This is a genomic window from Ruegeria sp. YTSB088, from assembly GCF_059609825.1.
Map to the genome: position 1 here is coordinate 1 of NZ_JBXWMM010000009.1, position 26,886 is coordinate 26,886.

At 57.4% G+C, this 26,886-nt stretch carries 27 protein-coding genes and 2 pseudogenes; 18 read left to right on the forward strand and 11 right to left on the reverse strand.

What is annotated here, in order from left to right; all coding sequences use genetic code 11:
* Together AC2FFA_RS14950 and AC2FFA_RS14955 are read right to left on the reverse strand one after the other, a co-directional pair.
* Positions 1-210, reverse strand: a pseudogene (locus AC2FFA_RS14950) (hypothetical protein); the annotation flags it as partial.
* Between the two features lie 54 nt (positions 211-264).
* Positions 265-990 (reverse strand): uroporphyrinogen-III synthase, encoded by a 726-nt coding sequence (locus AC2FFA_RS14955; RefSeq protein WP_496852217.1) that lies wholly within the window; start codon positions 988-990, stop codon positions 265-267.
* 86 nt (positions 991-1,076) lie between these two features.
* Between AC2FFA_RS14955 and tsaD the strand changes: the two genes are divergently transcribed.
* The 5 genes from tsaD (at position 1,077) to AC2FFA_RS14980 (ending at position 5,291) form a co-directional block, all read left to right on the forward strand.
* Complete coding sequence (gene tsaD, locus AC2FFA_RS14960) at positions 1,077-2,174, forward strand: tRNA (adenosine(37)-N6)-threonylcarbamoyltransferase complex transferase subunit TsaD (protein ID WP_496852218.1); 1,098 nt, start codon at positions 1,077-1,079, stop codon at positions 2,172-2,174.
* The gene (locus AC2FFA_RS14965) at positions 2,171-3,133 is read left to right on the forward strand and encodes an NAD(P)H-dependent glycerol-3-phosphate dehydrogenase (protein ID WP_496852219.1); all 963 of its coding nucleotides are present in this window, start codon (positions 2,171-2,173) and stop codon (positions 3,131-3,133) included. Before tsaD ends, AC2FFA_RS14965 begins: the two co-directional genes overlap by 4 nt.
* Before the next feature lies 1 nt (position 3,134).
* Positions 3,135-3,404, forward strand: a complete 270-nt coding sequence (locus AC2FFA_RS14970; protein ID WP_496852220.1) for a YciI family protein — start codon at positions 3,135-3,137, stop codon at positions 3,402-3,404.
* Positions 3,404-3,826 carry an EVE domain-containing protein gene (locus AC2FFA_RS14975; RefSeq protein ID WP_117871192.1) on the forward strand — a complete coding sequence of 141 codons (423 nt, stop codon included), beginning with the start codon at positions 3,404-3,406 and terminating at the stop codon, positions 3,824-3,826. Before AC2FFA_RS14970 ends, AC2FFA_RS14975 begins: the two co-directional genes overlap by 1 nt.
* Before the next feature lie 160 nt (positions 3,827-3,986).
* Positions 3,987-5,291 carry a hypothetical protein gene (locus AC2FFA_RS14980; RefSeq protein WP_496852221.1) on the forward strand — a complete coding sequence of 435 codons (1,305 nt, stop codon included), beginning with the start codon at positions 3,987-3,989 and terminating at the stop codon, positions 5,289-5,291.
* A gap of 219 nt (positions 5,292-5,510) precedes the next feature.
* Here AC2FFA_RS14980 and AC2FFA_RS14985 read toward each other — a convergent pair whose 3' ends face one another.
* The 4 genes from AC2FFA_RS14985 to AC2FFA_RS15000 all read right to left on the reverse strand — a co-directional run bounded on the left by AC2FFA_RS14985 (position 5,511) and on the right by AC2FFA_RS15000 (position 8,562).
* Positions 5,511-5,852 carry a DUF2853 family protein gene (locus AC2FFA_RS14985; protein WP_117871196.1) on the reverse strand — a complete coding sequence of 114 codons (342 nt, stop codon included), beginning with the start codon at positions 5,850-5,852 and terminating at the stop codon, positions 5,511-5,513.
* Positions 5,853-5,992: 140 nt separating this feature from the next.
* Positions 5,993-6,742, reverse strand: a complete 750-nt coding sequence (locus AC2FFA_RS14990; protein ID WP_496852222.1) for an extensin-like domain-containing protein — start codon at positions 6,740-6,742, stop codon at positions 5,993-5,995.
* Between the two features lie 13 nt (positions 6,743-6,755).
* Positions 6,756-8,144, reverse strand: a complete 1,389-nt coding sequence (gene ahcY, locus AC2FFA_RS14995) for an adenosylhomocysteinase (RefSeq protein WP_299899763.1) — start codon at positions 8,142-8,144, stop codon at positions 6,756-6,758.
* Positions 8,145-8,247: 103 nt separating this feature from the next.
* Entirely contained in the window at positions 8,248-8,562 is a 315-nt protein-coding gene (locus AC2FFA_RS15000) for a hypothetical protein (protein ID WP_117871202.1), read from the reverse strand.
* Positions 8,563-8,768: 206 nt separating this feature from the next.
* Here AC2FFA_RS15000 and AC2FFA_RS15005 point away from each other — a divergent pair, with 206 nt between their 5' ends.
* The gene (locus AC2FFA_RS15005) at positions 8,769-9,362 is read left to right on the forward strand and encodes an HD domain-containing protein (protein ID WP_117871205.1); all 594 of its coding nucleotides are present in this window, start codon (positions 8,769-8,771) and stop codon (positions 9,360-9,362) included.
* A 50-nt stretch (positions 9,363-9,412) separates the two neighbouring features.
* Positions 9,413-10,126, forward strand: coding sequence for an SGNH/GDSL hydrolase family protein (locus AC2FFA_RS15010; RefSeq protein ID WP_496852223.1), 714 nt, complete (start codon positions 9,413-9,415; stop codon positions 10,124-10,126).
* A 76-nt stretch (positions 10,127-10,202) separates the two neighbouring features.
* On the opposite strand, the gene AC2FFA_RS15015 is transcribed toward AC2FFA_RS15010, so the two are convergent.
* The 3 genes from AC2FFA_RS15015 to AC2FFA_RS15025 form a co-directional block, all read right to left on the reverse strand.
* The gene (locus AC2FFA_RS15015; protein WP_117871210.1) at positions 10,203-10,574 is read right to left on the reverse strand and encodes a VOC family protein; all 372 of its coding nucleotides are present in this window, start codon (positions 10,572-10,574) and stop codon (positions 10,203-10,205) included.
* Between the two features lie 101 nt (positions 10,575-10,675).
* A complete protein-coding gene (locus AC2FFA_RS15020; RefSeq protein WP_117871212.1) occupies positions 10,676-11,230 on the reverse strand; it encodes an ActR/PrrA/RegA family redox response regulator transcription factor in 555 nt (184 codons plus the stop codon).
* 80 nt (positions 11,231-11,310) lie between these two features.
* On the reverse strand, positions 11,311-11,940 hold the full coding sequence (locus tag AC2FFA_RS15025) for an SCO family protein (protein WP_496852225.1): 630 nt from the start codon (positions 11,938-11,940) through the stop codon (positions 11,311-11,313).
* Positions 11,941-12,030: 90 nt separating this feature from the next.
* Between AC2FFA_RS15025 and regB the strand changes: the two genes are divergently transcribed.
* From regB to AC2FFA_RS15075, 10 genes and pseudogenes are all read left to right on the forward strand, one after another.
* Positions 12,031-13,428 (forward strand): sensor histidine kinase RegB, encoded by a 1,398-nt coding sequence (gene regB / locus AC2FFA_RS15030; RefSeq protein ID WP_117871216.1) that lies wholly within the window; start codon positions 12,031-12,033, stop codon positions 13,426-13,428.
* Positions 13,429-13,494: 66 nt separating this feature from the next.
* On the forward strand, positions 13,495-15,003 hold the full coding sequence (locus AC2FFA_RS15035) for a PAS-domain containing protein (protein ID WP_496852226.1): 1,509 nt from the start codon (positions 13,495-13,497) through the stop codon (positions 15,001-15,003).
* A gap of 41 nt (positions 15,004-15,044) precedes the next feature.
* Positions 15,045-15,518 carry a tRNA (adenosine(37)-N6)-threonylcarbamoyltransferase complex ATPase subunit type 1 TsaE gene (gene tsaE, locus AC2FFA_RS15040; RefSeq protein ID WP_496852227.1) on the forward strand — a complete coding sequence of 158 codons (474 nt, stop codon included), beginning with the start codon at positions 15,045-15,047 and terminating at the stop codon, positions 15,516-15,518.
* Positions 15,515-16,519 (forward strand): aminoglycoside phosphotransferase family protein, encoded by a 1,005-nt coding sequence (locus AC2FFA_RS15045; protein ID WP_496718966.1) that lies wholly within the window; start codon positions 15,515-15,517, stop codon positions 16,517-16,519. Before tsaE ends, AC2FFA_RS15045 begins: the two co-directional genes overlap by 4 nt.
* Positions 16,516-17,202: a nucleotidyltransferase family protein gene (locus tag AC2FFA_RS15050; protein ID WP_496852229.1), complete on the forward strand. Its 687-nt coding sequence runs from the start codon at positions 16,516-16,518 to the stop codon at positions 17,200-17,202. Before AC2FFA_RS15045 ends, AC2FFA_RS15050 begins: the two co-directional genes overlap by 4 nt.
* A complete protein-coding gene (gene addB, locus AC2FFA_RS15055; protein WP_496852231.1) occupies positions 17,195-20,119 on the forward strand; it encodes a double-strand break repair protein AddB in 2,925 nt (974 codons plus the stop codon). The genes AC2FFA_RS15050 and addB overlap by 8 nt, the downstream gene beginning before the upstream one ends.
* A complete protein-coding gene (addA, locus tag AC2FFA_RS15060; RefSeq protein WP_496852232.1) occupies positions 20,116-23,472 on the forward strand; it encodes a double-strand break repair helicase AddA in 3,357 nt (1,118 codons plus the stop codon). Before addB ends, addA begins: the two co-directional genes overlap by 4 nt.
* A 51-nt stretch (positions 23,473-23,523) precedes the next feature.
* Positions 23,524-23,853 (forward strand): annotated as a pseudogene (trxA, locus tag AC2FFA_RS15065) (thioredoxin); the annotation flags it as partial.
* 74 nt (positions 23,854-23,927) lie between these two features.
* Complete coding sequence (locus AC2FFA_RS15070) at positions 23,928-24,278, forward strand: Lin0512 family protein (protein ID WP_117871230.1); 351 nt, start codon at positions 23,928-23,930, stop codon at positions 24,276-24,278.
* The gene (locus AC2FFA_RS15075) at positions 24,275-24,637 is read left to right on the forward strand and encodes a Lin0512 family protein (protein WP_496852233.1); all 363 of its coding nucleotides are present in this window, start codon (positions 24,275-24,277) and stop codon (positions 24,635-24,637) included. The genes AC2FFA_RS15070 and AC2FFA_RS15075 overlap by 4 nt, the downstream gene beginning before the upstream one ends.
* A 62-nt stretch (positions 24,638-24,699) precedes the next feature.
* Here AC2FFA_RS15075 and AC2FFA_RS15080 read toward each other — a convergent pair whose 3' ends face one another.
* Complete coding sequence (locus AC2FFA_RS15080; protein WP_496852234.1) at positions 24,700-24,894, reverse strand: DUF1127 domain-containing protein; 195 nt, start codon at positions 24,892-24,894, stop codon at positions 24,700-24,702.
* Positions 24,895-25,091: 197 nt separating this feature from the next.
* On the opposite strand from AC2FFA_RS15080, the gene hslV reads away from it, so the two are divergent.
* The gene (gene hslV, locus AC2FFA_RS15085; RefSeq protein ID WP_496852236.1) at positions 25,092-25,649 is read left to right on the forward strand and encodes an ATP-dependent protease subunit HslV; all 558 of its coding nucleotides are present in this window, start codon (positions 25,092-25,094) and stop codon (positions 25,647-25,649) included.
* On the opposite strand, the gene AC2FFA_RS15090 is transcribed toward hslV, so the two are convergent.
* Positions 25,641-26,882, reverse strand: a complete 1,242-nt coding sequence (locus tag AC2FFA_RS15090; protein WP_496852238.1) for an MFS transporter — start codon at positions 26,880-26,882, stop codon at positions 25,641-25,643. The genes hslV and AC2FFA_RS15090 overlap by 9 nt on opposite strands.
* Between the last annotated feature and the right edge of the window lie 4 nt (positions 26,883-26,886).

A 26,886-nucleotide genomic window follows, 5' to 3' on the forward strand; every position in this document is an offset into this window, starting at 1 on the left:
TTCGGCTTCGGCTTCGGCTTCGGCTTCGGCTTCGGCTTCGGCTTCGGCTTCGGCTTCGGCTTCGGCTTCGGCTTCGGCTTCGGAAAAGTCTTCTTCTACGTTTTCAGCCGGGTCAACAGGCGCATCGCCCTGTTGCAATTCGGTTTCGACGACGTCATCCGCCTGAGGGCTTTCCACCGGCTTTTCTTCGGACTTTTTCTTACCAGCCACCGCAATATTCCTCTTATCGAATCCAAATTCAGATGAATAACAGCCCAGGTCAAGTTAATCGGGGACCGCGCCGCCCTCAACCCGCAACGCATGTTTTGCAAGCTTTTTAACAGCCTTACGCATTTTCTTTGGTGTCGGCATCTTCGCGATCTTCAGGCCCGCATAGTCCAACGAATAAAGGGGATCACCCGTGGCCTGACTGATTGCAGCCAGCCACAATGGCGCTGATCCAGCCCAAATATCGGCAAAATGTCGCGCCGTCCTTGGCGAAAAAAGCGGAGCGATTATCGGCGAATCTCCATCTGCTGCTTCCACCGCCTCGGGTGTTAGCGGCAACAGTCTTTGTTGGTAGACGGGCTGTTCCCGCACGGCCAGACCAGATTCGGTCAGTCGACCGGCAACATCGCCACGCGTGTGCTCACCCCTCAAATGCAACAACGGGCTTTTGGGCCGCCGCTTGAGCAGATGTCCCACCAGCTCCTCTGCCGTGGCCCCGACCATCTCGGCCTGCCAACCGTACCCTTTCGCTGTGCCAGTTGTTGCGGGCCCGACGCAGAACGCAGGCAGGGTGCGGTCAACACCTTTCGCGGCCGCCGCGTTCACGGCATTGGCCGAGGTGAAAATCAATCCCTGCACTCCCTCGGTCTCAACGGCAACCGGCAGAGGCAGGATTTCCATGATCGGGGAATAGATGACCTGAACCCGTGATCTGGTGCGGGTCGGCAACTGCGCAACGAACCTTTCAGAGGCGGCGCGCGGGCGGGTCATCAACAAATACAACGTGTGGCCCCTTGGCCCTTCAGGATTGTTTGCATCCGCGCAGGGTGATACCCCGCCGTAAGATCATGATGCAACGGATCAGGGTGATGGTGCAAACACTTACCGTACTGGGATTGGAAAGCAGCTGTGACGATACGGCCGCAGCCATCGTGCGCCAAATGGCGAGCGCCGAAGCCGAAATCCTGTCATCCATTGTGCATGGCCAAACCGATCTGCACAGTGCTTATGGCGGCGTCGTGCCCGAGATCGCAGCCCGGGCACATGCAGAAAAGCTGGATGTCTGTGTCGTGCAAGCACTGGAAGCCGCGGGGCTTTCACTGAGGGACATGGACGCCATTGCCGTCACCTCAGGGCCGGGTCTGATCGGAGGGGTCATGTCCGGCGTGATGTGCGCCAAGGGGCTCAGCGCGGCCACCGGTCTGCCGCTGGTGGGTGTCAATCACCTTGCCGGTCATGCGCTGACACCACGCCTGACAGACAACATAGCCTTCCCCTACCTGGTGCTTCTGGTGTCGGGCGGACATTGCCAATACCTGATTGCCCACGGGCCCGAGCAGTTTACCCGCCTTGGCGGTACTATTGACGATGCGCCGGGTGAAGCCTTCGACAAAACCGCCCGCTTGCTGGGCCTGCCGCAACCTGGCGGCCCTTCCGTCGAGGCCGAGGCGCGCGCCGGTGATCCCAACCGCTTCCAGTTTCCAAGGCCGCTTCTCGACCGGCCCGGTTGCGATCTGTCCTTCTCTGGGTTGAAAACTGCGTTGATGCGGATGCGCGATCAAATCGTGGCTAAAAAGGGCGGCCTGACTCGTCAGGACCGCGCAGACCTGTGCGCTGGATTCCAGCAGGCGATTGTGGACACGTTGGCCGAAAAGACCCGACGCGCAATCGATCTGTATCTGGAACACAGCCCGGCTGATCCCGTGATTGCTGTTGCTGGAGGAGTTGCCGCAAATTCGGCCATTCGGTCCAAATTAGAGTCTGTTTGCGCCAAAAATAACACCCGATTTACAGCACCTCCGCTGGCGTTGTGCACGGATAACGCCGCGATGATCGCCTACGCGGGTCTTGAGCGCTTTCGTTGCGGGGCACAGGACGGGCTGGACCTGACCGCCCGACCCCGCTGGCCTCTGGATCAGCACAGCCCGGCGATGCTGGGCGGCGGCAAGAAAGGGGCCAAGGCATGAGCGTATCCGTTCTGGGTTCCGGTGCGTTTGGCACTGCCTTGGCGATCTCGCTGGCAGGCAACGGGCCGGTGACTCTGTGGTCAAGAAACGCCAGCCAGGCGCAGAAGATGCGCGAAATGCGCGAAAACTCAACCCGGCTGCCCAACATAGCCTTGCCCAAGGACATCGCAGTGACCGCGGACATTGCCGATGCGCTCAAAGCCGAAATGCTTTTATTGGCTGTGCCAATGCAGAAATTGCGCAGCGCTTTGCAAGATCACGCCCCTGCACTGCGTGGCAAGACTCTGGTGGCCTGCTGCAAGGGAATTGAACTGACCTCGGGGCTTGGACCTGTCGCGGTCATCAAGGAGGTTGTCCCGGATGCCCACATCGCTTTGCTGACCGGGCCCAGTTTTGCGGATGATATCGCGCACGGCCTGCCCACCGCGTTGACGCTGGCTTGCGAGGATACGGAACTTGGCAAGGCGCTTCAGACCGAACTGACGACGGCGAACCTGCGCCTCTATCGCACCACTGACGCGATCGGCGCTGAACTTGGCGGTGCGCTGAAGAATGTCATGGCCATTGGCTGCGGGGCCGTCATCGGTGCAGGTCTGGGAGACAGCGCCCGGGCAGCCTTGATGACCCGCGGGTTTGCCGAGATGCAACGCTTTGCCGCGATGCGCGGCGCGCGTCCCGACACACTGATGGGTTTGTCCGGGCTAGGAGATCTTGTGCTGACCTGCTCGTCCGAACTGTCCCGAAACTATAGTTTTGGCCTTAGTTTGGGCCTGAATCAGACCTTCGACAGCCGAACGACGGTCGAAGGCGTCGCCACCGCCCGCGCCATGTCGGACATAGCCGCCAAGGAAGGGCTGGATATGCCCATCAGCGCCACTGTGGCGGATCTGAGCTATGGCGCCTACAGTGTCACCGAGGCCATTCAAAACCTGCTCAATCGACCCCTCAAGGAGGAATAATATGCTGATCGCCCTCATCGCTCGTGACAAACCCGGCGCGTTGCAAACCCGATTGGACAACCGCTCGGCCCACCTGGCCTATATCGAAGAAACCGGCGTCGTGTCACAGGCCGGACCACTGCTGGACGGCGATTCCATGATCGGCTCTTTGATAATCCTCGACGTGGAGGATCTGGCCGCAGCACAGTCTTGGGCCGAAAGCGACCCCTACGCGAAGGCTGGATTGTTCCAATCGGTCGAACTGATCGCGTGGAAAAAGGTGATCGGTTGATGGCCTATTGGTTGTTCAAATCGGAACCGTCGACCTGGAGTTGGGATCAGCAAGTCGCGAAAGGTGATGCGGGCGAGGAATGGGACGGCGTTCGCAACTATCAGGCGCGTAACTTCATGCGTCAGATGGACGTTGGGGACTGGGGGTTCTTCTACCATTCGCAAAAGGACAAATCCGTAGTTGGAATTGTCGAGATCTGCGCCGAGGCCCACCCCGACAGCACCACAGACGACGAACGCTGGGAGTGTGTGGACATCAAGGCCGTGCGGCCTTTTTCCAAACCCGTAACATTGGACCAGATCAAGGCGGACGAGCGTCTGGCGAATATGGTGCTGGTGAAGAACTCTCGCTTGTCGGTGCAGCCAGTGACCGAGGACGAATGGCGGATAATTTGCATGCTGGGTGAAACGCTGCCTGACTGAATGGGAACATGTCGTCAGGTGCAGAACTTCTCAAACACCTGACAAGATGCTATGTTTCCATGGGCTTTGCCGAGTGGGGGCATGTCGATCGCGTATACTGCAATCGCGTACACTTGGCAGTGTTCGTATAAAGTTCGGTCTCTCTTGAAAGCATGAACCCATGTCTGACGAAGAAGGCGGCAATGGGATACTCGAAGACGCCGTTGCTGCGAAGAATTCAAAAAATTGGGAAGCGCGCCTGAAAGAGGCGCGCGAAAAGCGTGCAAAAGTGCTTAGCGGAGCACAGGACGAAGCGCAGGAAAGGCCCGTTTTGAAACCTTCCGAGACAGAGTATCTGTCCCGGCCGGACGAAACCAAAATCGAAGAGATCGTATCAGACCGGGTCCGTTCCCTGCATTTGGAAGAACCAAAAGTCAGGAAAAGGCCCTTAGTTAGAGCAGGTATTGTTCTGGCCGCCTTGGTTTGCGGCGCGGTCCTGCAATGGGGTGTCACCAATATTGCCGGAATCTGGCGCTCTACAGAAGGAAAGACCCCAGCAAGCTTGGATGCGTCGACGGAGAATCTTCCTGAAATCGAGGAGCTGCTTTCAGACAGGGCGCCGATTGTCAGAAACGCAAGGCCGCCGGACAAACTAGACACACAAACAGAAGAGGAACTTACCGATTCAGCGGCTCTGGAGGTCCCGCCCGTTTCCGCCCTCGCAATCGCCGAAGAGACTGGGGATTCGATCACTGACACGCCTCTCGACCAGAACGCCTCGGTTGAGGCAGTTGTGACGCCACCGGTTCCTGCTGAAGACCTATCGGGTACGGACGCGGTGAAACCAGGGCCCCTAGTCCCAGACCAGGAACCGGCCGCATCTTCGCCTCCGCCAGCGATTTTCATACCGGCACAACTCGAGCCAATCTTGGCCGCCGCTTTTTCTGCCGATACTCAAACCTTGTTTCCAGCTCCTGTCGAACCTCCGTGGCGGCACGCTAACCGGTCGAACAAAGACAGCTTTTCGCAGGCATCCTTGATGCTATATGATCCCGTCCCGCAAGAGATCACGTTGTCAGCGGTCCCGTCTTTTGCAGAGGTAAAACCGCTTTTGCCTGTACAACCCCCCATTGATCTGGAAGTTTCGCTTTTTGTCCCGTCGAGAGTGTCACAAGAAGCCAGCAGCCGGGCTTTCGAATTGCTTACACAGGGCCGAGCGACAGTTGTATCAACGGACCGCGTGGGATTCCGCGTCAGAGAAACACAGGTTCGATTTTATCATCCAAGCGACGCTGAAAATGCGGCGCTGGCGGCTGATGCTCTTGACGGTGTTTTAAGAGACTTCACGAATTCGGGCAACAAAACCCGCCCGGGACGGATAGAGGTTTATCTGGCAGGCAGCGGCGGTGCTTCGCAAGGGGGATCGGACCAGCAGCCTACTGAATTCGATAGCTTCATTGCGCGCATTCTTGGCGAGCTCAGATGAGTAATGAGGGAAGGTTCTGACGATACAGAACCTTCCCTACCCCCGCGTGCTCCCTACTCACCACACGCGTATGGAAATATCTGGTTCTGACCGTCCTGGTCACGTGTTGAGCTTAGCCCAATCGCCTGCTGCGTTTCAAACGCCAAGTCTCTAAATAACAACTCAAATTAAGTACGCCCGCCGAAATCTGAGCGGGCGTTTTGTGAATTTCCGTCCAGATCAGCTGTAAACGGCTTCTTTTCCGAAATGCTTGGTCAAAATGTAGTACACGACGGCGCGGTACTTGTTGCGCTCGGACTTGCCGTAGGTTTCCATCGCTTTGTTGATCCCTTCCATCAGCTCGGGGCCATCTGCCAGACCCAGCTTTTTGATCAGAAAGTTGTTCTTGACGGTTTCCAGTTCAGAGTCCTGGCTGGCCGCAACAGTCGCCGCATCTGCGTCATAGATCGCCGGACCACAACCGATGGTGACCTTGGTCAGCAGGTCCATATCGGGGTCCATGCCGCATTTGGTTTTCAGGTCTTCTGCGTATTTGGCGATCAGCTCGTCGCGCTTGCCCATATCCTAGTCTCCTTGATCCGTTTACCCGGCACTTTTCACCGATGGTCGGAAGACTAGCCGCGTCTCGGGCTTTTCCAAAAGGAAAAAAAACTGCGATTTCTCCCCCCTGGTCAAAGTCTGTAAGTTTCTTGCTGATAAGCCTAGCGGCAATAGCCCCACCCTGGGCCTTGCAAGTGGAAATGATCCGCGTGCAAGCGATTGAAATCGGGCCCAAGAACCACACGAAACCAACCGCAGGCCTCGCGCCAGATCTGCCGTAAAAAAGCGGCTTCTGGACCGGAGTCCTGCCAGTTGGACAACAAGGTCAGCGTCCGACCATCAACGGTATCCACACCGACAATATCAATCGAATCCGCGCGGGCATGGCTGCTCCATCCGCTGTTTTCACCCTGCGCGGTGCGCATAGGACGGCAATTGTAACTGCCGACGTGGCGCAATCGGGAAACGTTGGTCCCAAGCAGATCGCGTGCGGCGGGCTGCACGACGTGATGTTCCCACATGGTCAGGCGCAAAGCCGTGGCGCAACTGGTTTCAACATCCTTGATCCCTGATGTCACCAATTTGGTCAGAAGACCCCGACCGGCTATGCCGCAGTTCTGATCGACAATCAGATCCTCCATCGCCTCGAAACGAACACCTGCGTCTTCCAGAGCAACCCGGCACTGTACGTCGCTGGCCAGTGCGCGGTTCAACTGGAACTTTGTGACAGGTGTGACCGGGGCGGTCACTTTCAGATCGCGCAACGGGTTCCAATGTGACGGCACCGGCGTTTCGGGATGCGCCAACACCCACCAGACACCACCGCCCAAAAGGATCACAACTGCCGCCAGCCTGAGAACGAAAGACGCCGCCGAGTACAAATACCGGCGGCGCCCAGATTTCTGCGTCATACCAAGACAGCGATCAGTAGCGGTAATGCTCCGGTTTGTACGGACCTTCCGGTTTGACACCGATATAAGCAGCCTGATCCGCGTCCATCTGGGTCAGCTTCACGCCGATTCGATCCAGATGCAGGCGGGCCACTTTCTCATCCAGATGTTTGGGCAGGATGTAGACCTTGTTCTCGTACTGGTCACCCTTGGTGAACAGTTCGATCTGGGCCAGAACCTGGTTGGTGAACGAGGCCGACATCACAAAGGATGGGTGCCCGGTGGCGTTGCCAAGGTTCAGCAGACGGCCTTCGGACAGCAGAATGATGCGGTTGCCCGAGGGCATCTCGATCATGTCCACCTGCTCCTTGATGTTGGTCCATTTGTGGTTTTTCAGGCTGGCCACCTGAATTTCGTTGTCGAAATGGCCGATGTTGCCAACAATCGCCATGTCCTTCATCGCGCGCATGTGCTCGATGCGGATCACGTCCTTGTTGCCGGTGGTTGTGATGAAGATGTCCGCGCTGGCGACTTCGTCTTCCAGCAAGGTCACTTCAAACCCGTCCATCGCAGCCTGCAGAGCACAGATCGGGTCAACTTCGGTGACTTTCACACGGGCTCCCGCGCCGCACAACGACGCCGCCGAGCCTTTGCCCACGTCACCGTAACCGCAGACCACGGCAACCTTGCCAGCCATCATCGTGTCGGTAGCGCGACGGATACCGTCGACCAGCGATTCCTTGCAGCCGTATTTGTTGTCGAATTTCGACTTGGTGACGCTGTCATTCACGTTGATCGCCGGGAACGGCAGTTGACCTTCCTTAACCAGCTGATACAGGCGGTTCACACCGGTGGTGGTTTCCTCAGACACACCCTGGATCTGGTCACGCATCTTAGTGAACCAGCCGGGGCTTGCCGCCATACGCTTGGCGATCTGCTTTTTGATCACCTCTTCCTCTTCCGAACCCGGAACAGGGATGATGTCTTCACCCGCTTCGGCACGAGCGCCGAGCAGGATGTAAAGCGTTGCGTCACCGCCATCGTCCAGGATCATGTTCGGGCCGTCTTCGAACAGGAAGGACTTGTCCAGATAATCCCAATGCTCTTCCAGTGTCTGGCCCTTGATCGCAAAAACGGGAATACCAGCTTCGGCAATCGCGGCCGCCGCGTGGTCTTGGGTCGAGAAGATGTTGCACGACGCCCAGCGCACATCCGCGCCCAGCGCCACCAGTGTTTCGATCAGAACGCCCGTCTGGATGGTCATGTGCAGCGAACCTACGATGCGGGCACCCGCCAGAGGTTTGCTTTCGCCGTATTCCGTGCGCAGGGACATCAGGCCCGGCATCTCGGTTTCGGCAATATCCAGCTCTTTGCGGCCAAAGCCAGCCAATGAAATGTCTTTAACGATATAGTCCCCGGCCATCAGGTGCTCCATTTTCCGGTAATTCACAGTCCTGGCTGCCCCTAGCATTCCTTGGGGCAGGTGGCAACTTTGAAGACTGTGATCGGAAACGTTATGGCCAATATTAGCTTGGTGTGCCTTCAATTTCGATCTTCGGTATCGCTTCAAAAAAATCTGTGCCAACGGCAACAATACAACTGATACCGTTCGCATTGGTTACCAAAACGGTATAGCTTCCCGTTTCCTTCGAGGTCCAAACCTCCATCACCGATTGTGCGCCACGTGTTTTTTGCAGACCGCCAAAGGCTAATTCCTCGGCATAGTTCTCCTGCAATTTGGATATGATGTCATTCCGTGCCGCACAATTCTGGGCAAAGGCAGGCGGCGCGGTGGCGGCCATTCCGAAGGTCAGTGCGATTGCGAATAATCGTTTGAACATAGGATGCTCCTTTCGATACGTGTTTCAGTTCGAGAGGGGCACACTGGGAGGAGAATGCACCCCCCTCAGTCCTTAATGTCGGGATCCTACCGCGCCGTTTCAAAGCACGAACGCTCAAGAAAATGTTGGCAGCATGTGATCCAGACAGGTAGATCATACCATAAAAACGCGAATTGAACGTGACCCACTTCACAAGGCATGGCAGAATGGCAACACAACCCAGAGCGTGGCAAAGGATGCTGTCGGGTCGCAGACTGGACCTGCTGGACCCGACACCGGTAGATATCGAGATTGAGGATATCGCGCATGGTCTTGCCTTTGTCGCTCGCTGGAACGGTCAGACAAACGGCGATTTCGCCTATTCCGTGGCTGAACACTCCCTATTGGTTGAAGAGATTTTTGGTCGCGTTGCCCCCAAGGCCTCGGTGAAGTGGCGATTGGCCGCCTTGTTACATGACGCGCCCGAATATGTGATCGGCGATATGATTTCCCCTGTGAAGTCCGCCGTTGGTCCGGACTACGGCGCGCTGGATGACCGCCTGGCGGCGGCGATCCACATCCGGTTCGGCCTTCCTGCGCAGGTGCCGAAAACGGTGAAGCGCCAGATCAAGAAGGCCGACAAGATCAGTGCCTGGATGGAGGCCACACAAATCGCTGGGTTTTCCGAGGCCGAAGCCACGAAGTTCTTTGGCCGCCCTGACAGGGAGGTCATGGCAGGTCTACAGATCAGGTTGCGCCCACCGGTCGAGGTGCGGCACGCCTATACAACACGACACGCAGAGCTGATCGCACAGGTCTAAAGGGCGGTTTCAGCATGAGTTGAGTGGTTAAAGGAGATGGTGATTCAGGGATGAAAAAAAGGACCGGAAACCGAATTTTGCTTGTCGCCAACCTCGTTCTGACTCTTGTACTTGCGGCGGTGTTGGTCAAAACCGGGTATCTTTCGAAGACAGTCCGCAAATTCACCGGCGCGCATGTCCCGGTCACGATAACCGATCACTACAAACTCATGGTCTGGCTGCACGAGCGGCCGATATCTCAGGCATTGGACTCACCGGATATTCAAATCGCTTTCATCGGTGATTCCATCATCGAGGGGTGGTTGACCAGTAACATCCTACCCAACTCGCTGAACCTTGGGATCAGCCGCGACACCACCCCGGGCCTGATCGCACGGGCAAAACCGGAACTGATCGCTCATGTTCCGACATGGTATCTGGGAATCGGGGTCAATGACGCTCTGGCGGCCACACCTCCGGAGGAGATTGCAGGGTATGTCGCACAGTTGAAGACCATGTTCACGCCCGCCGAAAGGTTGATCTGGCGTGCTGTGTTGCCTGTCACTGGTGCAAGCTGGACCGCAGAAATGGAGGCGTTTCGAACTGCCTTCAACACGGCTGCACTACAAGCCTGTCAGGAAATGGCGAACTGCACATTTCTGACCCCGCCGGACGGGTACGACGAGAACATTGTCAACTGGACGTCAGACGGGCTGCATCCTAACTCAATCGGATATCGTCAACTGGCGCAGCAGCTCTGCAAAGAAGTCTCTTGCTCACCTTAATACTCCTGCATGGAGACACTGTTGCACTACCCGGCGAACTGTCTGAAGCTTGGATAGGGTTTGTGATCTCCCTGTTTCAGCCAAAGACGTAAAAGCAAAGCTTATTGCCGTCCGGGTCGCGCACATATGCGCCATAGAATCTGTCGGGGACACGTTGACCGGGTTCGCCTTCGTCCACCGCACCCAGACTGATTGCCTTGTTGTAAAGTTCCTTGGCCTCATCCTTGGAGTCGGCTGCAAAGGCGACCATGTTGCCATTTCCAACGGCGCAGGCATCACCGTCGTAGGGCTCGCACACCGCAAGCATCGGCGCGTCGGGTTTGTTGCCAATGAACGCGATCCGGCCTGCGTCTATAACCACTTTCGCACCCTTGTCCGCGAATAGGCTGGTATAGAAGTCCTTAGCGCGCTCCATGTCCGAAACGCCAACGGTTACATATCCGATCATCGAGTGGTCCTGTTCTGACAAAATTTTCCAGATATGCCGAACAATCCCCGACGGGACCCAAGGTTACAAGTCACTAAACCGTCATCGAGCACCCCGCCGACTTAACGAGGGCTGCGTTTCGCCAGTATCCGCTGCAACGTCCGCCGATGCATATTCAACCGCCGCGCGGTTTCGGAGACATTCCGGTCACACAGCTCATAAACGCGCTGGATATGTTCCCAGCGCACACGGTCCGCGCTCATGGGGTTTTCAGGTGGCGGGGGCAGTTCGTCGCCCTTCGCAAGCAGCGCGTTCGTGATATCGGTCGCGTCCGCAGGCTTTGACAGATAGTCGGTCGCGCCGATCTTGACCGCCGCCACGGCAGTGGCGATGGCGCCATATCCGGTCAGAACAACAACACGGCTGTCGGGACGTTTTTCCCGCAATACTTCGACTACGTCCAAACCGTTGCCATCCTCAAGTCTCAAATCAACAACAGCATAAGCCGGAGGGCGGGCGGTGGAAATTGCGCGGCCAGCGGCGACGGATCCCGCGGTTTCAACTTCGAAGCCGCGCTTTTCCATGGCCTTGGCCAAACGTCTCAGAAACGGCTCGTCATCATCAACCAAAAGCAGGGATTTATCAGGGCCGATGTCAAGCTGAGAAGTATCTGCCATATGTTGGGTCTTTCGCTATTTCATGCTTTTGGCTCGAACATGAGTAATAGCAGCGCGGGAACAAAGGTCAAACAACCTTGTTACGACGCGCCCTGATCCAGAAAGCATTCAACCCTGTCCGCCATCTGTTCGGCCGTGTCCTCGCGCTTGAAAAACTCCAGAAATCCGTCTTCGGGTGTAACCAGATAGGTAAAGGTGGAATGGTCAACCAGATAGAATTCGTCGCCTTTGTCATGCGCCTTGTAATAGGTCTTGTAGGCCTTGCTGGCTGCCTTGACCTGTTCGGGCGAGCCGGTCAGCGCGATCGTCTTTCCACCGAGGTTGAAGGCATAGTCGGCCATCACTTCGGGCGTATCGCGATCCGGGTCAATTGAGATGAACAACGGTGTCACCGACAGTCCGCGCTCGGCAAGAATATCGACGGCCTCGGCGTTGCGGGACATATCAAACGGGCAAACGTCCGGGCAGAAAGTATATCCGAAATAGACCAGTGTCGGTTCGGCAATCACATCTTTGTCCGTGACCGTCTCGCCCTTGCCATTCACCAGTTCAAATGGCCCGCCAATTGCGGCGGAACCCCCGGCGATCTGGCTGGACCGGCATTGTGCGAACTTGTCATCGGACCCGCCGCCCGACGTCAGAAGCCACATGGCCCCAAGTCCGCTAGCCAGAGCAAGGGTTGCGAGAATTGCGTACAGTAGGCGGGTCATTTCGATTATCCGGTCGCAAGGGGTTGTTGATCGTTCCGGCCGGGACACCTATCAAGATGACCAGCCGATGCAACAGGACATAAGCGACCGATGGCAGAATCCAATCAGACTTTTTGGCGCGGCCAGGGACGCAGCAGCTGGATTCGGCTTCGGACCCTGATCCTTTTGCGATGGGTGGCCATCATCGGTCAGCTCACTGCAATCACGGTGGCGCAGCGATACTATGACGTGCAGCTGGAACTGGGCCTGTGCTACCTGGCCATCGGAATTTCGGTCATGGGCAACCTGACTGCCATTTTGCTGTTTCCGCAAAACAAGCGCCTGACCGAGTTTGAAAACTTCCTGATGGTTCTGTTCGACCTGCTGCAACTGTCAATCCTGCTGTATTTGACAGGCGGGCTGAACAATCCGTTTGCATTGCTTCTGCTGGGTCCGGTCACGATTTCAGCCAATGTCATGAGCACGCGATCGACCCTGATCGTCGGTGCCGTGGCAATCGTTCTGACTACTGTACTGGCAGAATTTCACCTTCCGTTACGGACAAGCCTCGGGCTTGTTCTGGATATCCCGGATATCCTTCTGTTTGGAAACTGGGCCGCAATCATCATCGCCATTGTCTTCATCGGCGCCTATTCCCACCGGGTCAGTTCCGAAGTCCAATCCATGTCAGAAGCACTGGCCGCCACGCATATGGCGCTGGCACGCGAACAAAAACTGACCGATCTGGGGGGCGTCGTTGCCGCTGCCGCGCATGAGCTGGGCACACCTTTGGCGACGATAAAACTGACCAGCGCAGAATTGATCGAAGAACTGGACGATCGCCCGGACCTGAAAGAAGATGCCGCTTTGATCCGCGAGCAGGCAGACCGTTGCCGTGACATTCTGCGCGACATGGGGCGGGCGGGCAAAGATGATCTGCATCTGCGGCAGGCACCGCTTTCGACAGTGGTGAACGAAGCGGCCGAACCACATGTCGGCCGAGGCAAGGCGGTTCATTTTTCCGAAGGCCCGGCGCAGGACGGGGATGTGCAGCAGCCCTCGATCCTGCGAAAACCCGAGATCATTCACGGATTGCGCAACCTGATTCAGAATGCCGTGGATTTTGCCCGCGCAAATGTCTGGGTCGAGGCCGAATGGACCGACGGCCGGATCACCGTCAGCATCATGGATGACGGGCGGGGATACCCGCCCCACATGATCGGACGCATTGGCGATCCCTTTATGCGCCGCCGACGGGTGGAATCCGATCAGAGAACACGCCCGGAATACGAAGGCATGGGCCTGGGATTGTTCATCGCCAAAACCCTGCTGGAACGCAGCGGCGCCGAGCTGGAATTCGCAAATGGTTCTGACCCTTACCAGCATCTGACTGACAACCCGGATCGGCGTGGGGCCATCGTCAAGGTGACTTGGCCTCGCAAATTGATTGACGCCCAAAAAGGCGACACGCCCGTCCCTTCCGGTTCCAACACGCGTTTTCAGGTGTGAATTAAGAGACCGTTAACCAATAGCGCGCATAGTCAGCCCGGGTTTTGTTCAGGCTTGGGGGATTTGATGGCCGATTGGATCATTCTGGCCACAATCAGTCTTGTTTCGTGCTGTTTCGCCGTTCTGTGGCTGCTGCCGCGCCGGGCACAGCGCGACAAATCTTTTGGTTTATTTTCAAATACTTCTCTGTTTGACGCCGTATTTCTTTTTGATGGTGACCAACTGATCAGCCATTCTGATTTCGCGCTGGCCGGGTTAGAACATGTTGGAAACTGGCAGGGCTTGCGGCGCCTGTTGCAAAGGGATTTCCCCACTTTCCCCGAAACTCCTGACAAAGTGCGCGATCGGGGCAATCTTGTGGTATCTGCCATTGACTGCACGATCGAACGAGAAGTCGTGTGTGAGTGGATTGACGGTGTCGTCCGCGTTCGACTTTGCGAAAGCACAAAGGCCTCCTCAGCAGGATCGGCCACCCCAAGTGAGCCGACCCGTCTGGCAATGGATCTGGCCCCTTATCCGGTATGGTTGGTCGGCAACGACAATCGGGTGCAGTGGTGCAATGCCGCCTATGTCACACTTGTTCAAAAGGCACGTGATCAGGACGCCGATCTGACTGCACCGCTTTTTGCAAGCCCGGAGGATGCGGCAAGACCTACCGGAAAAACGCGCGTGTCGGTGGATGTGGCGGACACTGATCGCAAGCTTTGGTTCGATTTGACTCGGATCGAACACGAGAACGGTCATCTGTGTTACGCTGTTGACGTCAACGCGATTGTCGAGGCGGAAACCGCCCAGCGCAAATTCGTGCAGACCATGACCAAGACCTTTGCCCAATTGTCCATTGGTCTCGCCATTTTTGACCGCAATCGGCAACTGGCCCTGTTCAACCCGGCCCTGATCGACCTGACTACGTTGCCACCTGATTTCCTCAGTTGCCGCCCCAGCCTAAGCAGTTTTTTCGACCGTTTGCGCGATCAACACATGATGCCGGAACCCAAAAACTACCGCAGCTGGCGCCGTCAGATGAACGACCTTCTCGAAGCAGCAGAAGATGGAAACTATCACGAGACGTGGTCGCTGCCATCCGGGTCGGTCTATTCCGTCAGCGGGCGCCCTCACCCGGATGGTGCAGTGGCCTTTCTGTTCGAGGACATCACCGCGGAAATCACACTGACGCAGCGCTTTCGATCGGAAATGGATCTGATGCAGTCCATTCTGGACAAACTGGCGGACGCAATTGCTGTCTTTGCAGATGACGGCACGCTGGCCTTTACCAACTATGCGTATCAGAAGCTGTGGGGAGACGCGCAAGAGATCGGCTTCCAAAGCGAAACGGTCACCGATGTCACGCGACGCTGGCAAGACCTCTGTGTCGCGACGCCGGTTTTGGGTGAGGTCCGGGATTTTGTCGAAATGCGGGAAAACCGCGCCGAATGGACAGCCGAAATCCAGATGAGGTCCGGCATAATCGTGGATTGTACCGTCACACCGGTTTATAACGGCGCGACAATCGTCCGGTTTACCCGATCCGAGTTTACCTCGAAATCCACCGAGATGGAACAGATCAGCGCCTGAACCGGGTTGCAGCCGGTCAGGCGCAAGGCCATTGTGGCGGCATGACACAGACCGCCCGATTTCTGACTTTCAAATCGCCCGAAGAAACCGCCGTTTTCGCCGCGCGAATGGGAATGTCACTGTGCCCGGGCGATGTCGTTCTGCTGGAAGGCTCGATCGGCAGCGGCAAAACACATTTCGCGCGCAACCTCATTCAGTCATTGATGGCTGAGCCCGAAGATGTACCCTCGCCAACTTTCACTTTGGTCCAGGCTTACGACACGCCATCAGGTGAAATATGGCATTGCGACCTGTATCGTCTGAGCGCGGCGGAAGAAGTTGACGAACTGGGCCTGACGGAAGCTTTTGATACAGCAATTTGCCTTGTGGAATGGCCGGACAAGCTGGGAGCTTTTGCACCCGAGACTGCGTTGAAGCTGAGGTTTGAAACAGACCCTAACAATACCGAATTCCGCCGTGTGACCCTGTCTTGGACTGCTCCGAAATGGGCGGAAAAACTGGAGAGAACTGCATGACGAACAGGACGGTCCTGGCCGAAGCCCTGATTGCACAAACCCCCTGGGCCGGGGCAAAACGTACGCCGCTGGCAGGCGATGCCTCGAACCGGAGATACGAACGGCTGATCGATCCGCCCGGCGGGCGCACTGCGGTTTTGATGGACGCGCCACCCGAAAAAAGTGACGATGTTGAACCCTTCGTGCGGGTTGCCGAATACCTCCGATCGGTTGGTTTGAGCGCGCCGGAAGTCTACGCAGAAGATACCCGGTACGGTTTTCTGTTGCTGGAAGATCTGGGTGATGATCTTTTTGCGCGTGTCGTGAAAAAAGACCCGGGCAAGGAGCGGAAATTGTACCGGGCCGCCACCGACGTGTTGCTCCACCTGCATCAGGCGCCTTCTCTTTCCTTGCCGTCTTATGATCCGTCCCTCATGACGGAACTGGCTTCATTGGCCTTCACAAAATATGCGGCCGGTATCCTGGGAACATTTGACGAAGACACCCTGGACCGGTTCGAGCACAGGTTCGCGGACATCCTGCATCGTGAAACATCCGGTGCGAAGGTGGTCATTCTCAGGGATTATCACGCGGAAAACCTGTTGTGGCTGCCGCAGCGCGAAGGCGTGAAACGTGTCGGGCTGCTGGACTTCCAATTGGCCATGCTGGGGCACCCGGCCTACGATCTGGTGTCTCTGCTACAGGATGTACGCCGAGATGTCTCGGCCGGGATCGAAATGCAGATGATCAACCACTACATCTCTGCGTCAGGTATGGACGACCATGATTTCCGCACGGCCTACAGTGTATTGGGGGCCCAGAGAAACCTGCGTATCCTTGGCGTCTTCGCACGTCTGGCGACGGAATATGGCAAGCCTCACTACGTGGACATGATCCCGGCCGTCTGGGCACATCTGATGCGCGATCTGGATCACCCTGCCCTTGTTTCGGTGGCGCCCCTGCTGCACGAAGCTTTGCCCAGACCCACTCCGGAAAACCTGGCCAGGTTGAGAACGCAATGACCGGATCGCCATTTGCCGTAATGCTGTTCGCAGCCGGGTTCGGCACCCGCATGGGCGCGTTGACCAAAGACCGACCCAAGCCATTGATCGAAGTGTCGGGCCGACCACTGATTGATCATGCGCTTGGCCTTGTCGAAGATCTTGACCCTGTCCGTACTGTCGCCAACCTGCATTATCACGCTGATCAGCTCGCAGCGCATCTCCGTCCCAAGGGTGTTCTGCTGTCTCGGGAAGACTCTGAAATCTTGGAAACAGGCGGCGGATTGCGGGCAGCTTTGCCAATGTTGGGCACCGACCCCGTATTCACGTTGAACACCGACGCGATCTGGTCCGGGCCAAACCCTTTGACCCGTTTGCAGAAAGCTTGGGACCCGAGCCGTATGGACGCGCTACTGATGTGCGTTCCTGTTGGGCGAACTGTTGGTCATATTGGATCAGGTGATTTCACGGCCGAAAAAGGCGGACGGATCACGCGTGGTCCCGGTTTGGTTTATGGTGGGGCACAGATCCTCAAGACCGATGGATTGCATTCGTTCTCGCAAACTACATTTTCGCTCAACCTGCTTTGGAACCAGATGCATGATCGGGGTCGACTTTTTGCGGTCGAATACTCCGGACGCTGGTGTGATGTAGGCCGCCCCGAAGGCATCGCTCTGGCCGAGGGTTTGCTGGCTGATGTTTGAGTCTGGTACCCTGCCCCGAGTTTTTGCCGTGCCCCCCGGTACGGATTTCCCAAAGGCATTGGTCGATGGCCTGCGGCAACGCTGTTCTGGCCCGCCCGAAGCTTTGGCGCGGGTAGAGCTGGTTCTGAACACAAGACGCATGGAGCGGCGCGTCCGCGAACTGTTCAATCAGGGGCCGCCGTGCCTTCTGCCCCGTCTCTCGTTGGTGACGGACCTGGGCGAAAGCGTTGATCTGGCGCAAATTCCACCAGCCATCCCACCCCTGCGGCGGCGTCTTGAATTGACTCAGCTGGTATCCAAGCTGCTGGAACAACAGCCGGATCTGGCCGCCCGATCCTCGGTCTTCGACCTGTCCGACAGTCTGGCCGCACTGATTGACGAAATGCAGGGCGAGGGCGTGTCGCCCGAGGCGATCCGGCAGCTGGATGTCAGCGACATGTCCGGACACTGGGCGCGGGCACAGGCTTTTATCGGCATCGCGGATCATTTCATCGACACCGAGGAGCAGACGATGGATGCACAGGCCCGCCAACGCCGCGTGGTCGAAAACCTGATCGCACGATGGCAGATTGCCCCCCCGCAACACCCAGTCATTCTGGCGGGCTCTACCGGGTCCCGTGGCACCACCCTGACGTTGATGGAAGCCATCGCGCGCCTGCCACAAGGGGCACTGGTGCTGCCTGGGTTTGATTTCGATCAGCCGGATCACGTTTGGCAGGGGTTGGATGATGCGTTGACGTCTGAAGATCACCCACAATACCGTTTCCGCAAGTTGATGCGCGCGCTGGAACTTGCACCGGGTCAGATCACCCCATGGACGGATTTATCGACCCCCTCACCCGCTCGTAACCGACTGGTATCCCTAGCTTTACGTCCGGCACCCATCACCGACGCCTGGATGACCGAAGGCCCCAAACTGGCCGATTTGGAAGGCGCGACCAAAGACCTGACGCTGGTCGAGGCGCAATCACCCCGCGCCGAGGCATTGGCTATCGCCCTGCGACTGCGGCTAGCTGCGGAAAAAGGACAGACCGCTGCTCTGATCTCGCCGGATCGCATGTTGACCCGCCAGGTCAGCGCCGCGCTGGATCAGTGGAACATAGTGCCGGACGACAGTGCGGGCCTGCCGCTGCAACTTTCCCCGCCGGGTCGTTTTCTTCGTCATGTGGCCAACCTGTTCACGCGCCGTCTGGAGGGTGAGACGCTGCTGACCCTATTGAAGCATCCGCTTTGTCATGACGGCGGTGAACGCGGAAACCATTTGCTGCTTACGCGTGATCTGGAGCTTGACCTGCGCCGCCACGGCCCGCCCTTTCCTGACAGGGCAAGCCTCACGGCTTTTGCAGTGCGTAAAGAAGCCCCGGAAAGCTGGGTCAAATGGGTCGTGTATCACTTCTGCGACCAGCAGATCACCAATGAACTGCACCTCGCAGACTGGGTGGAGCGTTTGATGGAACTGGCCGAGGCGATCTCGGCTGGCAGCACGGGTGAAACAGGCACTCTGTGGGACAAAAACGCAGGCCAAAAGGCGCTGGAGGTACTGAATTCACTCAGGGCAGAGGCGAAGCATGGCGGCCTGATGACGGCCCATGATTTTGCCGATCTGCTGGGCGCTTTGCTTGCGGGTGAAGAGGTTCGTGACCGGGATGCGCCGCACCCGCACATCATGATCTGGGGCACGCTCGAGGCGCGGGTGCAGGGTGCCGACCTGCTGATCCTTGGTGGGTTGAATGAAGGAAGCTGGCCAGAGGCACCAACACCTGATCCGTGGCTGAACCGGCAGATGCGTGATAAAGCGGGTTTGTTGCTGCCCGAGCGCCGGATCGGCCTGTCTGCGCATGACTTCCAGCAGGCCATCGGCGCACCCGAAGTGTGGTTGACCCGCGCGACCCGCTCGGATGATGCCGAGACGGTTCCATCACGTTGGCTGAACCGGCTGACCAACCTATTGCAGGGTTTGCCGGGTCAAGGTGGCCCCGAAGCTCTGGCCAAAATGCGCGCTCAGGGCGAAAAATGGCTGAACTGGTCCGAGACTCTGGAAGATGCGCCGCCTGTCGACCCCGCACCGCGCCCATCTCCGCGTCCACCGGTCGCCGCACGTCCGCGCCGTCTGTCTGTGACGGAGATAAAAAAGCTGATCCGTGACCCATACGCGATATACGCCAAACATGTGCTTCGTCTGAAACCGCTTGATCCGCTTGTGCAGGCCCCCGATGCCTTGCTGAGAGGGATTGTGATTCACGAAATCCTTGAGCACTTCATCAAGGACAGTGTCCTCGACAGCGCTTTGCTGACGCGGGAAAACTTCCTGAAACGGGCGCACACCCTGTTGGATCAGCATGTCGCCTGGCCGACCGCCAGAAAACTGTGGCTGGCCCGGTTGGAACGGATCGCGGAGGACTTCCTCGGTGCGGAGCTCGCGCGCCGGACTGATGGTGGGCCGGTGGCGTTTGAGGCGGCGATGAAGCAGGTGCTGAACCCTTTGGATTTCACCATTGTCGGGCGCGCGGACAGGATCGATTTCAACCGCCGGGGCGCGTTGCGGATCATCGACTATAAAACCGGCGCACCACCGACGGAAAGCCAGCAATCCAAATTTGACAAGCAGTTGCTGATCGAGGCGGCGATGGCCGAGCAGGGCGGGATTGAGGGCCTTGACCCGACAGGCGTGGCCGAAGCCATCTTCATCGGTATGGGTGGTAGTTACAAGGAGGTTACCGCGCCCTTGGAAAAAGAACCGACCGACAAGGTTCTTGCCGAGCTGAAAGAGTTGATTTCCGCTTATTTAGAACCTGATCAGGGGTTCTCGTCCCGTCGTATGCTGCACAAGGATTCAGATATCGGCGATTATGATCACCTGGCTCGGTTCGGCGAATGGGACCGTACAGCCGAAACATGCCCTGAGGACCTGACATGAGCCCGCGCAACGATGCAACTGAACGGCAAGTGCAGGCCGCGCGCCCCGATGCCTCGACCTGGCTGGCGGCCAATGCCGGATCGGGCAAGACACGGGTTTTGACGGACCGGGTGGCGCGTTTGCTGCTGGACGGAGTCCAGCCTCAGCACATCCTGTGCCTGACTTACACCAAAGCCGCCGCCAGCGAGATGCAGAACAGGTTGTTCAAGCGCCTTGGTGAGTGGGCAATGCTGGATAACAGCTCTCTGCTGGAACAGCTGACCGACCTCGGTGTACCCGGTGAAATCAGCTCGGACAAGCTGGCGCAAGCACGCACCCTGTTTGCCCGCGCCATCGAGACGCCAGGTGGTCTGAAAATCCAGACCATTCACTCGTTCTGCGCCTCGTTGCTGCGAAGATTCCCGCTCGAGGCTGGTGTCAGTCCGCAATTTTCCGAGATGGAAGACCGCGCAGCAACCTTGTTGCGAGAGGAGATTGTCGAGGATTTCGCCGAAGGCCCTCAGGCCGGGTTGATTGAAGATGTGGCCCGGTTTGTCACGGATACGGGTTTTGACAAACTGACTGCTGCAATCACGCAAAAGCGCAATTTGTTTGCACAGCGACTGGAGTGGTCCGACCTGCTGCACCGCTTCGGTTTGCCCGCCGGGTTTGACGAAACAAGTCTGCTTGAGCGGGTTTTTCTTGGTGGCGAAGTCGAGCTGATCCGATCCATGCTGCCCGTTTTGACCGAAAGCGGCGGCAACAACGCCAAGGCCGCCGCGAAACTGGCTGGGTTCAACGAAGTGCGGTTGGCACATCTACCCATGTTTGAAAGCGTGTTTCTGACGGGGAAGGGCGCAAAGGAACCCTTCACGGCCAAACTCAACGCTTTTCCGACCAAACCCCTGCGCGAAGGTGTGCTGGCCGACCGGATGCCGCAGCTCGAGGCCTTCATGCTGCGGATTGAAGCCGCACGAGAACAACGTCTGGCGCTAGTCGCGTCCCAGAAAACTGCTGTATTACAACGCTTTGCCGCTGCATTCCTGCCGGAATACGAACGGCGCAAGCAACTGCGCGGCTGGCTGGATTTCGACGACTTGATCCTGCGCGCGCGGCAGGTGTTGAACGATCCGGCAGTGGCCGAATGGGTGCTGTACCGACTGGACGGGGGCATCGATCATATTCTTGTGGACGAAGCACAAGACACCAGCCCCGATCAATGGGACGTGATAGAGAAACTGGCACAGGAATTCACCAGCGGGGAAGGGGCCCGATCCGGGGTTGAGCGCACGATCTTCGTCGTCGGCGACAAGAAACAATCGATCTATTCCTTTCAGGGCGCCGATCCACAGGCCTTTGACAGAATGCAGGAAGAGTTTGGCCGGAAACTCGCTGAATCAGGCTCTAAACTGTGGGATTCGACGTTGGAATACTCGTTCCGATCCTCCAACGCGATCCTGACTCTGGTCGATATCCTGTTTGAAAACCGCTCTGATGCGGGGTTTCGCAAGGACAGTCAACACCGTGCTTTCAAGGCCGATCTGCCAGGTCGTGTTGATCTTTGGCCCGTTGTCGAAAAAGTTGCAGATGCCGAAGACGGGGATTGGACTGATCCGGTTGATCGTCCTGGCGCACGGCATCACACCGTCATTCTGGCCGAAAAGGTTGCACAGTCGATCAAAGACATGATCGAACGGGGCGAGACGATCCCGGAAGATGGCAAACCCGGCCAATTCGTTCGTCGAAAAGTGCAGCCAGGGGATTTTTTGATCCTTGTGCAACGCCGCTCGGACCTGTTTGCCGAGATCATCCGTGCCTGCAAGGCGCTGCACCTGCCCATCGCCGGAGCAGATCGGCTGAAAGTGGGCGCTGAATTGGCGGTCAAGGATCTTGCGGCATTGCTCAGCTTTCTGGCCACGCCCGAAGACAGCCTGTCCCTGGCAACGGTTCTCAAGTCCCCCTTGTTCGGATGGTCCGAGCAGCGGCTTTTCGACCTGGCGCACCGACGAAAAGAGCAGTTTCTATGGGCCGCACTGCGTAACCGAGCGGAGGAGTTCCCCGAAACACTGTCCGTGCTGAATGATCTGCGCAGCCAGATCGACTTTCTGCGCCCCTATGATCTGATCGAACGTATTTTGACCCGCCACGACGGACGGCGCAAATTACTGGGCCGCTTGGGGGCAGAAGCCGAAGACGGCATCAATGCGCTGTTGTCCCAGGCACTGGCCTATGAGCGAACGGATATCCCCAGCCTGACGGGGTTTCTGGTCTGGATGCAGACCGACGATCTGGAAATCAAAAGACAGATGAGCGGTGTCGGCAACATGATCCGCGTGATGACTGTGCACGGATCAAAAGGGCTGGAAGCTCCGATTGTCATCTTGCCCGATACGGGCAGGCGCCAGCCGCCACGTGATTCCGAGATCATGGTGGCCGGAGGAACTCCGCTATGGAAAGTTTCGGCAGATGTTTCGCCAAGCCTGATCACTCAGGCCCGGGACGAGGCGCGCAACCGCGAGGAAAATGAACGGTTACGACTTCTGTATGTGGCTCTAACACGAGCCGAAAAATGGCTGATTGTGGCGGCTGCCGGCGAGTTGGGGAAAGTCGGCAACAGCTGGTATCAGATGGTCGAGGCGGCCATGGATCAGGCCGGGGCCGCGCAGGTACCAGGTACCGATATCCGCCGCCTGTCCCACGGAGATTGGGAGGCGCCGCCTTTGATCGATCAGCCGAACGCTGACGTTGGGCCAGTCGGTTTGCCGGACATGTTTCACCATCCGGCTCCGGACCCGGTTGCGCCTGCAAGCGCGCTCAGCCCTTCGGACTTGGGCGGCCCAAAGGCATTACCCGGTGATGCCGGCCTGGATGAAGAGGCGGCCAAACTGCGTGGAACCTACCTCCACCTTCTGCTGGAACACCTTCCCGTGGCAGAGAAAGACGTTTGGCCAAAGCTTTGCGCCCGGTTGCTACCCGATATGCAGGAAACGGACCGGCAAGAGATTTTGAACGAAGCTGCATGTGTACTGACAGCGGAAAACCTACAGCCCGTATTCGCACCTGACACGCTCGCCGAAGTGCCCATAACTTCCGATCTGAACGGGCAGCGGATGCATGGGGTTGTCGATCGTCTGATCGTATCGGATACCGAAGTGCATGTGATTGATTTCAAATCAAATACCATCGTTCCGAAACTCGCGGAAGAATGCCCCGACGGGCTGTTGCGGCAGATGGGGGCATATGCTTATGCGCTGGCTCAGATCTATCCCGACCGCAGCATTCGAACCGCCATTTTGTGGACACGCACGGCAAGCCTGATGTGGTTGCCACACGATCTTGTGACAGATGCACTGGCCCGCACCCAGATATCTTGACCTTACCCGAAGCGGCACCTACGTTCTGTTCCCAAGTTTACCCCATTCAGGAGACAGAATATGTCGACCGTAGCCGTTACCGACGACACCTTTGACGCCGAAGTCAAGAATTCGACCGTTCCCGTGGTCGTGGATTTCTGGGCCGAATGGTGTGGCCCCTGCAAGCAAATTGGCCCCGCGCTGGAAGAACTGGCAGCCGAGTATGGCGACAAGGTAAAGATCGCCAAGGTCGATGTGGACAGCAACCCAAACGCGGCGGCCGCTATGGGCGTGCGCGGCATTCCGGCACTGTTCATCTTCAAGGACGGTCAGGTTGTTTCGAACCGCGCGGGCGCGGCCCCCAAAGCCGCCCTGCAAAGCTGGATCGACGAAACCATCTGATCTGGTCCTAACAGATTTTCTCGAAGGCGCCTCAGATCGGGGCGCTTTTTTTATTGAAGACATCGGAGAAACAAATGGCTAAAACGCGGGTCCTTGTAGAATTCGGGATGGGCACATCCCTGCGCCGGATGGACTATACCCAGGCGTCACTGCGGGCGATCAAGGATGCGCTTTGGCACAACTCGGTCAACATGGCGGAACTGTTCGGGTTCCCGAAAGAGGCGATGATCATTGATGCCGAAATTGGGGTTCAGCAACCGGATCAGGTGGACATCGACGCGCTAAAGGCTGTTTTCCCCTACGGTCAGCCGAACATAACAATCACAAAAGGGGGATTGGACATCGCAAAGCCCCACAGTGACGGGCACACGGTCATTGCCAACGCCGCCCTGATCGTTTCCTTCGACATGGAGCCCGCACAATGAGTGAAAAACGCATCATTCTGGAGATGGGAACGGGAAACGACCTGTACGGCCAGGATTATACCAAGGCAGCCCGCCGCGCGGTGCAGGATGCCTTGCACCATTCATCCAACACGTTGTTTTCGAAACTGGGGATTGATCATTCCGAAATGCGTGTCAGCGTCACGATCGGCGTGCAGGATCCTGAACAGGTGGATTGCGGCCTGGTAGCTTCTGACCTGCCGCGGGGCAGGGCCGAGGTTCGCGCAGTCAAAGGTGGGCTTGACGTTGTCGATGAAGAAGCGGGTACGCGGCACGTGGTTGCAACCGCGGCGATCGAGGCTTTTCTGCCTGATCTTTCCGGAAAATACGTTCGAAGCTGAACAAAGAAAAAGCCGCTCGGAAAACCGGGCGGCTGTCTCGAATGGGCGGTCTGTTGGAACGATCAGATATCGGCGATATCTGCGCGGCTCAGACCGATATCGTCCAACTGAGCGTCGCTGAGTTCCGACAGGAGTTTGCGGGTTTTGCGGGAATCTTTCCATTCAACAACGGTGTTGAAGGCATTGGTGAACGTGTCCACTACGTGCAGGATGGTAGCTGCTCCGAGCGGCGCATGAATGTTAGCTGTGGTTGCCATGTGCGCAGTCCTTTGTGATGAAACAGCCGACCCGTTGTCGGTTGTGAGCCTCATGTAGTTCCGCGCGCCCGGACTCACAATTGCTGGTCCGGTAACCCCGGATTGCGTTTTTTGCATATCTTTTGGGCAATTGAAGAACGGGTTGCGCCAACCTCTGGCCCGGCCCATATATACCGCCAGCGGAAACGGAGACGATCATGGCAAACAACGACTTTCCCGGTTGGCACGGCACGACGATCATTGGCGTCAAGAAGGGCGGTCAGATCGTCATAGCCGGTGATGGGCAGGTCAGCCTGGGTCAGACCGTAATCAAGGGCACGGCGCGCAAAGTGCGCCGCCTGTCCCCCGGAGGGTCCGAAGTTGTCGCTGGCTTTGCCGGTTCGACAGCCGATGCCTTCACGTTGCTGGAGCGGCTGGAGGCCAAGCTTGAGGCAACACCAGGCCAGCTTGCCCGCGCTTCGGTGGAATTGGCGAAGGACTGGCGCACTGACAAGTACCTGCAAAAGCTTGAGGCAATGCTGATCGTCACGGACGGTAAAGATCTTTTCGTGATCACCGGCGCCGGTGACGTGCTGGAACCTGAACACAACGTGGCCGCCATCGGGTCCGGGGGAAATTTTGCTCTGGCCGCTGCGCGCGCGCTGATGGATAGTGACAAGTCGGCGGAAGAAGTCGCGCGTCAGGCAATGGCCATCGCGGCCGACATCTGCGTCTATACCAACGGCAAACTGACGGTTGAGACAATCTCAGGCTAGCAGCGCCGAGATTTCCTTGCCTTTCCAGCGGCGATGCATGCCGATCAGGCCAATAATCGCTGCGACGATCACGATGTAATAGGGCACGCGGATATCGATGCTCATCAATCCGCCCCCTATCAACGACATGATCCCACCCGCAAGGCAGAACACCGCGGTGGTCACGCCCATGACCCAGCCCTGATCCGCTTCGCTGACGCTGGAAGAGAAAAGCCCAAGCATGGTAGGGTAAGCGATTCCGAACAGGAAATAGAAGAAAAAGACCGGCACATAACTGAACATACCACTTGGGCTGAAGGCGAAAGCGAATCCACAAATCACCATGACGATGAGTGACGTGTAGATAATCGCATACTTGCTGAACTTCTCCTGGGCGGGTCTCACCAGGAACGTGCTGGAAAAGGCCAGCGCGACGCCGATGACGACCATCGCCATACTGCCACCGATGACTCCGTATCCGAAGGCACTTGTCAGGAAATTGTCGACAAACACGTAGAAGGTGACGTTGGCGATCATGAAGAACGAATAGACAGGCAAGATCTGCAACACCATCGGGTGACCGCGCACTGCTATCAGGCTGTCAGTTATGTCACGGGGACGGAATACAAAGGGTGCACGATCCGCTCGGGTATCCTGGAAGAAAAACAGGACCAGAAAGATTGCTATCATCACAAGGACAAAAGCGCCATAAAATGGCGTTCTCAGCGTGGCGAAGCCGCCCAGCAGGGCGGCGTCTGATAAGACCGCGCCGATGATCGGCCCGCCCACGAGGCCAAAGCTGACGCCCGTCACGATATAGCCCATGTTCCGATCCCGGTCTGTCGCGTCGGTGCTTCCGTCGATCATCGCCGCTTGCGCAATGGGTTGGTTGCCCGCAGTAAACCCGGTGATCGAACGCCCGACGATCAGCAGAAGAAGGCTGTTGAGGTAAAGCGCGGCAATGGTCAGGGCATATCCGGCCAGCGCGCCACCGAGGCACACAAGCAAAGCGTTCTTGCGCCCGATCGAGTCCGATACTTTCGAGACATAGACAACGCCCAGAAACCATGACAGGAAAAAGCATCCGATCACGAGGCCATAGTAGAAATGCCTGCGCCCCTCGGGTGTGTTTTCGGGCAGAAACCCTGATTTCGTTTCCATGATCAGCGAGTTGATGATGGGAAAGACCAGCCCCTGTCCGATCAGATCCACAAATACCACAAACAAAAGGGTAATCTTGGCGATATTCGTCATGTCT